Below are 14,776 nucleotides of genomic sequence, written 5' to 3' on the forward strand. Positions count from 1 at the left end.
CATCCTCAACGCATGACAAAGGGGTCGGGCATCGGTGCCGACGAGAGGTTGATCCACACCGTTTTCAGCTCGGTATAGGCCAGCACCGAATCGATGCCGCTCTCGCGACCGTAGCCGCTGTTCTTGAAACCGCCGATCGGCGCCATGGCCGAGACCGCGCGGTAGGTGTTGACCCAGATGATCCCCGAGCGCACATCCCGCGCCAGGCGGTGGGCGCGGCCCAGGTCACGGGTCCAGATGCCTGCCGCCAGGCCGAACTGCGAGTCGTTGGCGATGGCCAGCGCCTCGGCTTCGTCCTTGAAGCGGATCACTGAGGCGACCGGGCCGAAGACTTCTTCCTGCATGATCTTCATCGAATTGCGGTCGCATTCGAACAGGGTCGGTTCGTAGAACCAGCCGTCGCTGTCCATTTGCGGACGCTTGCCACCCAGGCGCAGATGGGCGCCTTCGGCGATGGCGTCGGCCACCAGACCTTCGACCACGGCCAGTTGCTGGGCGGTGGCCATCGGGCCCATTTCGCTGGTGTCGTCCTGGGGGTTGCCGATGCGAATACGCTTGGCCCGTTCCACCAGGCGCTCGACGAATTCGTCGTAGATCTCGTCCTGCACCAACAGCCGTGAGCCGGACACGCAGCTCTGCCCGGAAGCGGCATAGATGCCGGCGATGGCACCGTTGATTGCGCTGTCGAGGTCGGCGTCGGCGAAGATAATGTTCGGGGATTTTCCGCCCAGTTCCAGGGACAACTTGGCAAAGTTTTCGGCACTGCTGCGCACCACATGCCGAGCCGTGGCCGCGCCGCCGGTGAAGGCGATCTTGCGTATCAGCGGGTGGCGGGTCAGGGCGGCGCCGGTGCTCGGCCCGTAACCGGTGACGACGTTGACCACGCCCGGCGGAATGCCGGCTTCGAGGGCCAGACGGGCCAGCTCGAGGATGGTGGCCGAGGCGTGCTCGGACGGCTTGATCACAATGGTATTGCCCGCCGCCAGGGCCGGCGCCAGTTTGATCGCGGTCAGGTACAGCGGGCTGTTCCAGGGAATGATCGCGGCGACCACGCCCATCGGTTCATGCACCGTGTAGGCAAACAGGTCGGGCTTGTCCAGCGGCAGGGTGCCGCCTTCGAGCTTGTCGGCCAGGCCAGCGGTGTAGTGGAAGAATTCCGGCAAGTAGTTGACCTGGCCGCGGGTCTCGCGGATCAGCTTGCCGTTGTCGCGGCTTTCCAGTTGCGCCAGTTGCTCTTTGTTCTCGGCGATCAAATCACCGAGACGGCGCAGCAATTTGCCGCGGGCAGTGGCGGTCAAGCCGCGCCAGGCCGGGCTGTCGAAAGCCTTTTGCGCGGCCTGAACGGCGCGCTCGACATCGGCTTCATCGGCATCCGGCAGTTCAGCCCAGGCTTGGGCCAGTGCCGGGTTGAGGCTTTCGAAGGTCTTGCCGCAGAGGGCATCGACCCATTGCCCGTCGATGCACATCTGGAAGCGTGCGAGTGTCATGCAACGATCCCCTTTATTTGATTTTGTCGGGTTTGCGCCATGTTGAGGAAGTCCAGCAGCACCTGGTTGACCAGGCGCGGCGACTCTACCGGCATCATATGCCGTTGCTCGTGGAGCACGGCTACTTGCGCGCCGGGAATCCGTTCGGCCAATTGTCGGGCCATTTGCGGCGTGGAACCGGGGTCCAGCTCGCCGGTGGCGATCAGGGTCGGCACCTGAATAGTCCCCAGGTCTTCGGCGCGGTACATGTCCTGGGTGGCAAACAGCTCGTAGGTGGTCAGATAACCTTGTGGGTCATTGCCGGCCAGGGTCTGGCGAATCGCCGCGATCTGTGCCGGATTGGCCGCCTGATATTCGCGGCTGAACCAACGTGACAGCGCCGCTTCGGCATTCGCATCCGGGCCATGTTCGGCGGCCTGGCTGGTCCTTTCGATGACTCCGGCGCGCTGTTCGGCGCTACGGTTGAACACGCTGTTGAGCACCACCAGGCCGAGCAGATGCTGCGGGTAGTGCAGGGCGAAGGCCCGCGCCACCAACCCGCCCATGGAAAACCCGATCACCGTGGCTTGTGGCAGTTGTAAGTGTTCGAGCAATTCCAATAGCTGATCGGCATAACCGAGCAGCCCGGTACCCGCTTCCGGGCGCGGGCTGGCGCCATGCCCGAGCATGTCGTAGGCAATGACCCGGTAGTGGGGAGCGAGACCAACGATCTGGCCGCCCCACATTTCTTTATTCAGGCCCACACCGTGGATCAGTACCACGGGTTGGCCTTGGCCGGTCGCCAGATAACTGGTGCCGGCCGGGGTGAGTTCAGCGCTGAGCCGAATCATGGATCGCTCCTGCAAATCTTATGAGTTACTGGGCTTTCTCGGCGGCCAGTTCTTCCAGATCGATATAGCGGTTGCCGATGCGTGGGTGCAGGCGACCGCCGTTGGCGCAACCGAGGACGACCACAATCTCGTCCGAGCGCGGTGCGTCTTCGATCTGCATTTCCAGCGTGATGTAGTGCGAACGCAGACCTTCGTCGTCCTTGTGCATCATCGGAATCTGGATCGAGGTGCCCGGGCCACCGCGCTTGTTGGTGAAGCTCAGATAGCTCTTGGCTTGCACCGCTTCGCGATAGTGGTTGCCGAAACGCAGGGTGTGGATCACTGCGGAGGCATGCTCGATCTCGCCGTCGGCACCGACCACGGCCGCCTTGCCGTAGGCTTCGATCTTGTCGGCACCGCCAATCGTCGCCACCAGGCGCTCGACCATCAATGCCCCCAGATCGGAGCAGTTGGCACGAATTTCCGGCTTCAGGTCTTCGACAAAACCACGACCCAGCCATGGGTTCTTGATGACAACGGCCAGGCCGACCATGGTCACCGGCGTGTCAGTGGCCTTGCCGCCTTCGATGAAGGTTTCTTCCACGTAGCTGACGATCTTGCGAATTTCGAAACTCATGAGCGACTCCATATGAGAGAGGGAATGCGTTTGTCGTATGATGGTATACCATAATATTGTGTATGCAAGCATCAGCTGCAAGATCATCGAAAGGGTAGGCGACGGAAGGTAGGGAGTAGTGGGAAGTGGGGAATGCGGCGGGTGTGATTTCGTCGGTTGGGAGAGTAGGGGCGGGGGCTTGGCGAACATGGCGAACACTGTAGGAGCGAGCTTGCTCGCGATGGACTCAAGGGCGACGCGTTTATCCAGAAAACACGCGTTATCGTTAACGTCCATCGCGAGCAAGCTCGCTCCTACATTAGATGGGTCTCCATAGGGATTTGCTTGGGTTTCAAGCCTTGAACCCCATCTCCACGGAAATCATGCGTGCACTGTCGAGCAACATGTTCTTGAAGCGCTCGCGATTCTCCAGGGAATCCATGATCGCATCCGGGCCGGACAGGTTGATGGCGGCAACCACCTCGCCACGGTGATCGCGAATACCGGTGGCGATGGCGGTGGAGTAGTCGGAGCGGTGCAGCACCCAACCCAATTGCCGATCCTGCTCGGCAATCTGCTGCAGTTCGGGCAAGGTCTTGGGCGCGGGCGCCGGGTAATCGTCCAGCCGTACGTGTTGATACAGGCTGACCAGGGTCGCGTCGCTCAAATCGCTGAGCAGCACCCGACGCATCGCCGTGCAATGGCAGGCAATGCGCGTACCTATGGGCACATTGACCGACAAACGCTGGGAGGCGAAAGCCCGGTAGATGTAGACGCTGTCGGTCTGTTCGCGCACGGTCAGGTGACAGGACAGCGAGCTGCGGTCACGCAAGGTGTTCAGGTGCGGGATCGCGACGTCCACCAGATCACGACTGACCAGGTAGGTGAAGCCATTGGCGATTACCTGCGGACCGAGCTCGTAGGTGTTTTTCCCGACTTTTTTCAGATAGCCCATGCCCGTGAGCGTCTGCACGATGCGGTAGATCGACGACACACTGAGCGCCAGGCGCTCGGCGATATCGTTCATGCTCAGTTCCCGTTCGCAGCTGCTGAACAACTGCAGAATCCACAGACCCCGTTGCAGGGCCGGGACACGGTAGTCGCTGTCGAGGGTGGGTTCTTCGATGCTGTTCATGGAATTTCCTGCTTGCGAAGGCGGTTTACCTGACACCCCGTAACGCATCAATGCCAACGGGTTTTCCACCAAACTCCTGCATCGCATCGAGCAGCGCGCCCCATAAATACTGCGCCGAAGCCCTGTCACAAAGAATGTGAAACAGCGGAAGGTCCGGCAGTGAGGCATTGATGACGATCGCACTCATGCGCGCCACCGACGTCTGCGCCACCGCTCCGGTGGCGAATGCCGGTTGGCGCAGATCGACGCCGCAGACCTTGGCCATTACCGAACTGACGTGTTCGCCGCTCAACACCAGCCAGGCATGGCTGTCCTGACGCGGCAACAGGTAACAGGCATTGGCGGACTGTTGCCACCGAGCTTCGAGCTGCTGAAGCCGGGCCCCCGCGTCCTGCAAACTGCCGAGCAGGAAATACTCGGTCTGGGAAAGCCGCGCGACGCTACTGCCATCCGCCTGCGCGACGCAGCGGTTAGGCACGCTCGGCAATTCAAAGCGCTGCGCGAGCAGATGCGCAGCGGCATCGGCACCGCGAAAGCCGACCCGCGCCAGATTGCTCAGGTCGAGCAAAGCGCAGCTTGCCAGTTGCGCGGTTTCGTCCTGATCGCCGTAACTGCTGACGATCAGGCTGTCGCCCAGATGTGCCAGTCGGGCATTCTCCTGCAGCACATACAACGGGCTGCGTTCGCGAAAATCTTGTGCGGTGACCATGCTCACAACTCCTGGCGTGTGCTATCGACATCGAAAAACGGCAGTTTGACTACCGTGGCCTGTACCACTTCAGCGCCCTCTACCCGAATCGGAATCTGCTGCCCCGGGGTGCTCTGATCGACGGCGGCATAGGCCAGTCCGATGATCAGGCCCAGGGTCGGCGAATATTCGCAGGAGGTGACGTTGCCGCTGATGTCCGGGCCCTTGAGCACCAGATGACCTTCCAGCGGTTGGCTGCTGCCTTTGGGCAGGGTGAACCCCACCAGTTTGCGCTTGAGCGGCTGGGCTTCGAGGATGTCCACCGAGCGGCGGCCGACGAAGAACGGCTTCTTGCGCGAGATCGCCCAGCCCATGTCGATTTCCGCCGGATGGGTCATGCCATCGGTGTCCTGGCTGATGATCACGTGGCCCTTTTCCAGTCGCAGCAACCGCTGGGCTTCGACACCGAACGGACGAATATCATGTTCGCGTCCGGCATCCATCAAAGTGTCCCAGAGGTATTCGGCATAACGCGCCGGCACATGGATTTCATATCCCAGTTCACCGACGAAACCGACCCGCATCACTCGCGCGGCGATCCCGGCTACGGTGCCCTGACGTACACCCAGATAGGGGAAGGCAACAGGCGACAAATCGATATCGGCGCAGACCTTCGCCAGCACCTTGCGCGAATCGGGGCCGGCCAGGTTGACTGCGGCAATGGCCGCGGTGACGTTGGCGATGTCGACGTTCAGCCGCCATTGCACGTTCCACTTGAGCATCGACTGGTAGATCCGGTCGACGCCGCTGGTGGTGGCCGTGACATAGAAGTGCTGGTCGGCCAATCGTGCGCAGACGCCATCGTCGATCACCACGCCGTGCTCGTTAGTCATCAGCGCGTAACGGGTGCGGCCGATCGGTTGCTTGGCGAACGCGAAGGTGTACATCCGCTCCAGCAGTTCGGCGGCATCCGGCCCGCGAATGTCCAGGCCACCGAGGGTCGAGACGTCGATCAGGCCGACGCTTTTGCGTACATGGCAGGCTTCTTCCTGCATGCAGCGCTCGCGGCTGGCCGGTTGGCCGTTGTTATCCTTGAAGCCGTAATAGGCCGGACGCTGCCAGTTACCGGCCGGCATCATTTTCGCCCCGGCCTGCAGATGACGCTGATGGATCGCGGTACGGCGGATCGGGTCGAAACTGCGCCCGGCGATGTGCGCGAGTTTTTCCGCCTCGAACGGCGGGCGAGCTGTGGTGACGCCGGTTTCGCTGACGGTGCGCTGGGTGCTGGCAGCCACCAGACGCGCCGTCGGCAGTGCCGAGTGCCGGCCCTGGGAAGGTCCCATGCCGACGGTGGAGAAGCGTTTGACCAGTTGCACGTCGCGATAGCCGTGACGGGTCGCGTTGATGATGTCGCGGATCTGCAGGTCTTCATCGAAGTCGACGAATTCCTTCCCACTGGGGTGCGGGAAGATCGGCCAGTCGAAGTTGACCCGCTGTTCCGGGCTCAGCGGCTGTTCCTGATGCTCCACGGCCAGGCCCAGGGCCAGCGCCGCTTGCGCGCCGACTTTGGCGCCGTCCTTGAGTACGTTTTCCAACAAGTGCCGACCGTTCACGGAGCCGGCGATGGCGAGGTTTTTCGGCAGCCCGGTGATGGCGAACTCCGCCACCGGATCGGCGTAGGCCAACTTGCCACCGGCCTGACACGCCAGTTGATAGACCGGCATGTAGCCAGCGGTCATGCAGAGTAAATCGCAATCGAGTTGCAGCCGTTCCTTGGCGACTTCACCGCGGGTCGTGATGCGCCGGATATCGACACCGTTGATGTGGCGCATGCCCTTGCTGTGCAGGGCTTCATAGACGGTGTGTTGCAGGTGCAGGGTGACGCCCAGGCGTTTGAGTTCAGCGCTCAGGCGCGAATCGTCGGCACCGGTGCGCATGTCGACCACGGCCGCGACTTCAACCCCTTGCTCCAGCAGATCCAGGGCTGTGCGATAGCCGTCGTCGTTGCCGGTCAAAACCACCGCGCGTTTGCCGGGTTTGACCGCGTACAGCTTCATCAAGCGCTGCGCGGCGCTGCACAGCATCACGCCGGGCAGGTCGTTGTTGCGGAAAATCACCGGCTGATCGAAGGCGCCCGAGGCGATGATGCACTGGCTGGCGCGGACCTTGTACATGCGCTGGTCCTTGATCACCGGCAGGTAGTTGTCGGTGAACCAGCCGTTGCAGGTCGCTTCAGTAAGAATCTGGATGTTGGCGTGCTGGCTGACCGCTTCCACCAGCGCCTGGCGCACCTCATCGGCCTGTGCGCCTTGTACGTCGAAGCGCGCATAGGTCAGTGCGCCGCCCAACAGCCGCTGTTGTTCGATCAACAACACCTTGGCCCCGGCATGGGCGGCAGTCAGCGCCGCCTGCAAACCGGCGGGCCCGGCACCGACCACCGCCAGATCGACGAACAGGTAGGCCTTGTCGTAATACTCCGGTTTGAAGTCCAGGTTGAGGATGCCCAGCCCTGCCTTTTTGCGAATCAGCGGTTCCCAGATTTTCCACATGCCCTTGGGCTTGTAGAACGACCGGTAGTAAAAGCCCACCGGCATGAACCGCGAAAACTTGCCCAACAGCGCATCCCGGTCATGGTCCAGAGAGCCCGAATAGTTTTGCCCGCTGACCTCGACACCGGCCTGCAGCCAGTGGGTATCGGCCAGTACATTGGGCTCGTCCGGCAGTTGCACCAGGGTGTTGGCGTCTTGCCCGGCCATGGTCAACGGGCCGCGTGGTCGGTGGTATTTGAACGAGCGCGACAGCAGGTAACGGCCGTTGCCGAGCAGGGCGCTGGCGATGCTGTCACCGGCAAAACCGCTATAAGGCTTGCCGTCGAAGTTGAAGGCCAGCGGACGTTGCCGGTCGATCAGCAAGCCCATGGGCAGCGGCAAGCGGCTTTCAAAGGTGGAATCAGGCTGGCTCATTGCTGTGCTCCGCAGGGCTGAACTCGACACGCTGGTGGTAGATTTCCCGGGCATCGAAAGTGCGCAGGATTTCGTCGGTGACGGTGTGGCGCTCGGCGAGGAACCAGTAGCTCGACGCGTTGTGCATCCACCATTCACGCACCACGCCGGCAGCGTTCTCGCTGTTGAATACGTAATGGGCCCATTGCGCGTCGCTGCAGGTCGCCGGGTCGGGCATGTCCTTGAACTCGCCGCCGTAGGTGAATTCGGTGATGTTGCGCGGCCCGTTCAACGGGCAATTCATGACTTTCATAAGGTTTGCCCCTTAGTGACTGGCCGCGGTCGCGCCCATCTCGTTGACTTGCTGGAAGGTCGAAAAACGTTCCAGACCGAAAGGCTTGATCAGCTCCGGAACCTTGCCACCGGAGGCGACCAGCTCGGCCATGGTCTTGCCGCAGATCGGCGTCGCCTTGAAGCCCCAGGTGCCCCAACCGGCATCGAGGTAGTAGTTGTCGACCGGCGACAGGCCCATGATCGGGCTGTAGTCCGGGGTCATGTCGGTGATCCCGGCCCACTGGCGCATCAGCTTGGCGTTGGCGAGGAACGGGAACATCTCGACGGCCGCAGAGATCAGGCTTTCCTTGAGGTCCAGGGTCGAGCGGGTGTTGTAGAGCGGGTAGGGGTCGGAACCGCCGCCGAACACCACTTCGCCACGGCTGGTCTGCTGCACGTAGCAGTGCAGCGCCGAGGAACTCACCAGCGGATCGAGAAACGGCTTGAACGGTTGGGTGACCATCGCTTGCAGGGGATAGCAGACGATCGGCATGTCGATTTTGGCCTTCCTGGCCATCAACGAACTGTGCCCGGCCACCGCTTGTACCGCGCAGCCGCACTGGATGGTGCCGCGGTTGGTTTTCACCGCAGTGATCCGGCCGTTCTGGATGATCAGGTCCTGCACTTCGGTCAGCTGATGGATTTCCACTCCCCGCTGCGCCGCGCCCTTGGCGTAACCCCAGGCCACCGCGTCGTGGCGGGCAGTGCCGCCGTCGATATGCCACAGACCTGCCAGGACCGGCAGGTGGCCAGGGTCGAGGTTGAGGCTCGGCACCAGCTCGCGGATCTGCTGGCGGTCGATCATTTCCGTACGGCCACCGAAATGCTTGTTCACTTCGGCGCGTTGGCGGAAGGCCCGGACCGTTGCATCGGTGTGGGCCAGGGTCAACTGGCCGCGCTCGGAATACATGATGTTGAAGTCGAATTCGTTGGACAGGTCCTTGAACAACTTCACAGACTCACTGTAGAAGCGCACGCCTTCGCTGGTCAGGTAGTTGGAGCGAATCACCGCGGTATTGCGCGCGGTGTTACCGCCGCCCAGATAGGACTTTTCCAGCACCGCGACATTGGTGATGCCGTGGTACTTGGCCAGGTAATAGGCAATCGCCACGCCGTGGCCGCCACCGCCGATGATCACCACATCGTAGGACGACTTGAGCTCCTTGGGCGGTGGCAGGTCCATCTCCGCCGTGTACTCGGAGGAGAGACCGTACTTCAAGAGATTAAAGGGCATCACGCCTCCCGGGTCGGTGGTTGAGTGGCTGGCGAATCGGCCGCCCGTTGCAGTTGCAGGCGGGTGGCGATCACCGTGTTTTTCAACAGGTAGGCGATGGTCATCGGGCCGACACCGCCGGGTACCGGGGTAATGGCGCTGGCGACGGTGCGGGCACTGGCGTAATCGACATCGCCCACCAGGCGGCTGCCGTGTTCGGTTTCGATGCGGTTGATGCCGACATCAATCACCACCGCGCCGGGTTTCAGCCAACTGGCATCGATCATTTGCGGTCGGCCGACGGCGGCCACCACTATGTCCGCCAGACGGCACAGGGCGGCGGCATCGACGCTGCGCGAATGCACCACGGTGACCGAGCAGTGGGCCTGCAACAACAGGGTCGCCATGGGTTTGCCGACGATGTTTGAACGGCCGATCACCACCGCATGCTTGCCGCTCAGGTCGCCGCAGGTGTCCCGCAGCAGGCGCATGCAACCGCTTGGCGTACAGGGGGTGAGGACATCCTGGCCCTGGACCAGACCGCCGACGTTTTGCCGATGGAAGCCGTCGACGTCCTTGATCGGGTCGATGGCCTGAATCACCGCGCTTTCATCGATATGCGCCGGTACCGGCAACTGCACGAGAACCCCGTTGACCGTCGGGTCGGCGTTCAGCTCGGCGATCACTGCGAGCAATTGTGCCTGGGTGGTGCTGGCGGGCATGCGCTGCTCCAGCGAGCGAATTCCGGCTTCCTTGGCCCGCAGAATCTTGTTGCGCACATAGACCTGACTGGCCGGGTCTTCACCGACCAACACCACCGCCAGGGTCGGCAGGATCTGCTGTTGTGCCAGCTCACAGACTTCGGCCGCGACCTCGCTGAGCACCTGGGAGGCGATGGCTTTGCCGTCAATGTCGCGGGCGAGTGGGACAGGGCTGTTCATCGGAAGATCACCGTTTTTTCGCGATTGATAAACACCCGATGTTGCAGGTGATATTTGACGGCCTTGGACAGTGCGACGGTTTCCGTATCGCGGCCAATCGTCACCAGGTCCTCGGCCTTGTAGGCGTGATCGACGCGCTGTACTTCCTGCTCGATGATCGGGCCTTCGTCCAGGTCCGAGGTGACGTAGTGCGCTGTCGCACCGATCAGTTTCACCCCGCGCTGATGGGCCTGGTGGTAGGGCTTGGCACCCTTGAAACCGGGGAGGAACGAGTGATGGATATTGATCGCCCGGCCCGACAATTGCTTGCACAGGTCGTCAGAGAGGATCTGCATGTAGCGCGCCAGCACCACTAGTTCGGTCTGGGTCTCTTCGACGATCTTCAGCAGCGCGGCTTCCTGCTGGGCCTTGGTGTCCTTGGTCACCGGCAGGTAGATGAAACGGATACCTTCACGCTCGGCCATGGCTCGCAGCTCCAGATGGTTGGAGACGATGGCGGTGATCTGCATGTCCATCTCGCCCTTGTGGTGGCGGTACAGCAGGTCGGTCAGGCAGTGGTCGAATTTGCTGACCATGATCAACACGCGCATCGGCTGGGCGACAGCGTGCAATTGCCAGTCCATGTTCAGCGTGGCGGCCACTTGATCGAAGTCCCGACGCAAGACGTCGATATCCCCGATGATGCCGCTGTTGAAGCGAAAGACCGCGCGCATGAAGAACTGACCGGTTTCCTCGTCGTCGAACTGCGCCAGCTCGCTGATGTAGCAACGGTTATTGGCGAGAAAGGAGGTCACGGCGGCGACGATTCCCGACGTCGCCGGGCAGCTGATCTTGAAAATGAAGTGGTCCGGTTCGGTACTCATTACGGGTCCTCGCAAGGGTGACATACAGGCTAAGGGGGCTGTGAAGTCGTTGAATATTCATCGGTGGGAGTTAAATTCATTGCTGAATAAAAATTCTCTGTACGAATAAAATATTCCTGTTGCGCTTTTTATAGGTGAAATAAAAAATGCCGTCCAGCGTTGTTTTGGTTTTTTTTGCGAGGGGGAAAGGGTCGAGCAGAAAGAGGAGGAGTGTTCTGGGTGCCGCCATAGCGGGTAAGCGCGAATGCCGGTCAGTTAGGGAATGGGTGTCGAGTGCAGAACCTGTGGCGAGGGGGCTTGCCCCCGCTGGGGCGCGAAGCGGCCCTAAAATCGGCGACAACGGTTTGTCAGGTAGAACGAGTTTGCCGGTTTCACGACTGCTTCGCAGCCGAGCGGGGGCAAGCCCCCTCGCCACAATTTCCCGCCAGACTGAAAATGTGCGCTAACTGACCCGCCATCATCAATCGTCGCCGTAGTTCATGATCGACAGCAGATTAATCGGCACTTTCACCAACTGCTCCGGGCCATGGGGGACTTCGCCGTCGAAGGTCAGGCTGTCGCCGGCTTTCATGTGATAGAGCTGGTTGCCGTGGCGATAAACGATTTCGCCTTTGAGCAGATAGAGAAACTCGGTGCCCGGATGGGAGAAGGTCGGGAACTCCTCGCTGGCATCATCCATGGTGACCATGTAGGCCTCGAAGGTCTTCTTCGGTCCACGGGTATGGTTGAGCAAGTGATAGGTGTGGCCTTTCTCGGTGCCGCGACGCACCACCTGCATCCCTTCGCCCTTGCGCACCAGCAGGGCGCCACTGCCTTGCTGGTCGTATTGGCTGAACAGTTTCGACATTGGCATACCGAGGGCGTCGCACAGTCGGCTCAGGGTGTCGAGGCTGGTGGACACCTGGGCGTTCTCGATCTTACTCAGCATGCCCTGGCTGATGCCGGCCAGTTGCGCGACATCGGCGATCTTCAATTCCTGCAATTGACGCTGCCGCTTGATCTGCATGCCCAGATATTGCTCGAGCCGCAAGCGGGGCTCGGCCTCGGTGGAAATCACTTTGCTCATGCTTCATTTCCGGTCATGAATATAAATTTCGCACTATGAAAGTGCGATGCACCCCTTGCTGCTTGCCGCGACTTTTCCGGTTCGAGCGGTTCTAGCATGTCTGAAGTATGACCCAGGCGACACTCATTTTCCTGCCGATCCCTTGAAATGCCAGTGTTTGCGGGCGAATAACGCTGTCCGGCAGCCGGCTGAGGGTAAATCTGGCAAGGCAATTGCATTCTCAATGGGAAAGTAAGTTTCTTTAAGAGAATAATCGGCTTAGCTTCAGGTCCCGTCCAACTGGATTCTAGCACTGGACTATCGTCAGGGACCTCAGCCGACTCTCGAAGCAGATCCCGCTGTCTTGCCTTGCTCGAGGAGTCATATGTGATGTTGCCCACAGATACACAACGAATCATCGATGAGCACAAAATCAAATACGTGCTGGCTCAGTTCGTGGATATTCACGGCGCGGCGAAAACCAAATCGGTTCCGGTTTCCGGGTTGCAGACGGTAATCGACAGTGGCGCCGGTTTTGCCGGGTTCGCTATCTGCGGCATGGGCATGCAACCCCACGGCCCGGACTTCATGGCCAAGGGCGACCCGAGCACCCTGACCGCCGTGCCCTGGCAACCGGGTTACGGCCGCATCGTCTGCGTCGGCCACGTCAACAACGAGCCGCACCCTTACGATTCGCGCTATGTACTGATGCGTCAGGTAGAACGCCTGACGGCTCGCGGCTGGACTCTCAATACCGGGCTGGAACCCGAGTTCAGCCTGTTCCGCCGTGACGCCGAAGGCAAACTATGCAGCGTTGATGCCAGCGATAATCTGGACAAACCCTGCTACGACTACAAAGGTCTGTCGCGTTCGCGGCAGTTCCTGGAAAATCTCACCGAAGCGCTGCAAAAAGTCGATTTCGACATCTATCAGATCGACCACGAAGACGCCAACGGCCAGTTCGAGATCAATTACACCTACAGCGACGCGCTGACCTCGGCGGATCGCTTCACCTTCTTCCGCATGGCCGCCGGTGAAGTCGCCAACGACCTGGGCATGATCTGCTCGTTCATGCCCAAGCCTGACCCCAAACGCGCCGGCAACGGCATGCACTTTCACCTGTCGATCGCCGACGCGGTGAACAAGAACCTGTTCCATGACGCCAGCGACTCGCGCGGCATGGGCCTGTCGAAAATGGCCTACCACTTCGCCGCTGGCCTGCTGGCTCATGGTCCGGCCTTGTGTGCCTTCGCCGCGCCTACCGTCAACTCCTACAAGCGCCTGGTGGTCGGTCGTTCGCTTTCCGGTTCGACCTGGGCTCCAGCGTTCGTTGCCTACGGTTCCAATAACCGCTCGGCGATGGTCCGCGTGCCTTATGGGCGTCTCGAGTTTCGCCTGCCGGATGCCGGTTGCAACCCGTATCTGGTCAGCGCCGCGATCATCGCCGCCGGTCTGGACGGCATCGATCGCAAGCTGGAAGCGGGGGAGCCATGCAACGAGAACCTCTACTCCCTGAGCCTCGAAGAAATCGCCGGCCGTGGCATCGCCACCTTGCCCCAGAGCCTCAAGGAAGCCTGTGACGCACTGGATGCCGACCCGTTGTTCCGGGCCACACTCGGCCGGGAAATCGTCGACGAGTTCATCGAGCTCAAACGCATGGAATGGGTCGAGTACAGCCGTCACGTCTCCGATTGGGAGATCCAGCGTTACACCGAATTTTTCTAAACGACTGTTTTTAACGACCCGGTACCTCTGACCGAGGAACCGGCTGCCCAGTAGGAGAAATGTATGTGCGGAATCGTAGGTCTGTACTTGAAGAATCCAGCGCTGGAGTCCCAGCTCGGAAAGCTCTTCGAACCCATGCTGCTGTCGATGACCGACCGTGGTCCGGACAGCGCCGGCTTTGCCATTTATGGCGATGAAGTGGCTGAAGGCTCGGTCAAGCTGACCTTGCAAGGCACTGTGCCCGGTTTTGATTTCAGTGCCCTGATGGGCGCATTGGAAGGCCGCCTGGGCCAGTCGATGAACTGGTTTCAGAACGCCAGCGCCGTGGTGTTGAAAACCCCGGCCAACGAAGCCGATGTGCGCAGCGCCCTGGCTGAACTGGCGCCGGATGTGCGCATCATGAGTGCCGGGCAAAGCATCGAGATCCTCAAGGGTATGGGCTTGCCCAAGGAAATCTCCGAGCGCTTCAACCTCGCCGGGATGAAGGGCAGTCACATCATCGGCCACACCCGCATGGCCACCGAAAGCGCGGTGACCATGGAGGGCAGCCACCCGTTTTCCACCGGCGCCGACCTGTGCCTGGTGCACAACGGCTCGCTGTCCAACCACTTCCGCCTGCGCCAGGAACTCAAGCGCCAGGGCATCGTGTTCCAGACCGAGAACGACACCGAAGTCGCCGCCGGCTACCTGGCCTGGCGCCTGCAACAGGGCGACTCGCTGAAAGTCGCGCTGGATCATGCACTGGAAGACCTCGACGGCTTCTTCACCTTCGCCATCGGCACCCGCAATGGCTTTGCGGTGATTCGCGATCCGATTGCCTGCAAACCGGCGATCCTCGCTGAAACCGACGACTACGTCGCCATGGCCTCGGAATACCAGGCGCTCTCGAGGTTGCCCGGCATCGAGCACGCCAAAGTCTGGGAACCAGCGCCATCCACCATGTACATATGGGAACGCAAAAGCGCCTGAGGAGCCCCGT

The 14,776-nt window shown here is 61.0% G+C and carries 13 protein-coding genes; 2 read left to right on the forward strand and 11 right to left on the reverse strand.

The window, feature by feature from the left end:
- Nucleotides 1–5: 5 nt before the first annotated feature.
- From ACA064_RS09895 to ACA064_RS09945, 11 genes are all read right to left on the reverse strand, one after another.
- Entirely contained in the window at nt 6–1,487 is a 1,482-nt protein-coding gene (locus ACA064_RS09895; protein WP_497673185.1) for an aldehyde dehydrogenase, read from the reverse strand.
- The gene (locus tag ACA064_RS09900; RefSeq protein WP_497673186.1) at nt 1,484–2,317 is read right to left on the reverse strand and encodes an alpha/beta fold hydrolase; all 834 of its coding nucleotides are present in this window, start codon (nt 2,315–2,317) and stop codon (nt 1,484–1,486) included. The genes ACA064_RS09895 and ACA064_RS09900 overlap by 4 nt, the downstream gene beginning before the upstream one ends.
- A gap of 25 nt (nt 2,318–2,342) precedes the next feature.
- Entirely contained in the window at nt 2,343–2,933 is a 591-nt protein-coding gene (locus ACA064_RS09905; RefSeq protein WP_150807571.1) for an amino acid synthesis family protein, read from the reverse strand.
- Nucleotides 2,934–3,264: 331 nt separating this feature from the next.
- Nucleotides 3,265–4,047 carry an IclR family transcriptional regulator gene (locus tag ACA064_RS09910; RefSeq protein WP_497673187.1) on the reverse strand — a complete coding sequence of 261 codons (783 nt, stop codon included), beginning with the start codon at nt 4,045–4,047 and terminating at the stop codon, nt 3,265–3,267.
- Between the two features lie 25 nt (nt 4,048–4,072).
- Nucleotides 4,073–4,762: a sarcosine oxidase subunit gamma gene (locus ACA064_RS09915; RefSeq protein ID WP_497673188.1), complete on the reverse strand. Its 690-nt coding sequence runs from the start codon at nt 4,760–4,762 to the stop codon at nt 4,073–4,075.
- Nucleotides 4,759–7,698 carry a 2Fe-2S iron-sulfur cluster-binding protein gene (locus ACA064_RS09920; protein ID WP_497673189.1) on the reverse strand — a complete coding sequence of 980 codons (2,940 nt, stop codon included), beginning with the start codon at nt 7,696–7,698 and terminating at the stop codon, nt 4,759–4,761. The genes ACA064_RS09915 and ACA064_RS09920 overlap by 4 nt, the downstream gene beginning before the upstream one ends.
- Nucleotides 7,685–7,990: a sarcosine oxidase subunit delta gene (locus ACA064_RS09925; RefSeq protein WP_497673190.1), complete on the reverse strand. Its 306-nt coding sequence runs from the start codon at nt 7,988–7,990 to the stop codon at nt 7,685–7,687. The genes ACA064_RS09920 and ACA064_RS09925 overlap by 14 nt, the downstream gene beginning before the upstream one ends.
- A gap of 12 nt (nt 7,991–8,002) precedes the next feature.
- Nucleotides 8,003–9,244, reverse strand: a complete 1,242-nt coding sequence (locus ACA064_RS09930) for an FAD-dependent oxidoreductase (protein WP_497673191.1) — start codon at nt 9,242–9,244, stop codon at nt 8,003–8,005.
- Entirely contained in the window at nt 9,244–10,164 is a 921-nt protein-coding gene (gene folD / locus ACA064_RS09935) for a bifunctional methylenetetrahydrofolate dehydrogenase/methenyltetrahydrofolate cyclohydrolase FolD (RefSeq protein ID WP_497673192.1), read from the reverse strand. The genes ACA064_RS09930 and folD overlap by 1 nt, the downstream gene beginning before the upstream one ends.
- Nucleotides 10,161–11,027, reverse strand: a complete 867-nt coding sequence (gene purU / locus ACA064_RS09940) for a formyltetrahydrofolate deformylase (RefSeq protein WP_497673193.1) — start codon at nt 11,025–11,027, stop codon at nt 10,161–10,163. Before purU ends, folD begins: the two co-directional genes overlap by 4 nt.
- 460 nt (nt 11,028–11,487) lie before the next feature.
- Nucleotides 11,488–12,081 (reverse strand): helix-turn-helix domain-containing protein, encoded by a 594-nt coding sequence (locus tag ACA064_RS09945; protein ID WP_419115831.1) that lies wholly within the window; start codon nt 12,079–12,081, stop codon nt 11,488–11,490.
- Between the two features lie 381 nt (nt 12,082–12,462).
- On the opposite strand from ACA064_RS09945, the gene glnT reads away from it, so the two are divergent.
- Both glnT and ACA064_RS09955 read left to right on the forward strand, forming a co-directional pair.
- A complete protein-coding gene (gene glnT / locus ACA064_RS09950; protein WP_497673194.1) occupies nt 12,463–13,797 on the forward strand; it encodes a type III glutamate--ammonia ligase in 1,335 nt (444 codons plus the stop codon).
- 63 nt (nt 13,798–13,860) lie between these two features.
- Entirely contained in the window at nt 13,861–14,766 is a 906-nt protein-coding gene (locus tag ACA064_RS09955) for a class II glutamine amidotransferase (RefSeq protein WP_497673195.1), read from the forward strand.
- The last annotated feature ends 10 nt before the right edge of the window (nt 14,767–14,776 follow it).

Source organism: Pseudomonas sp. LBUM1658, assembly GCF_059716055.1.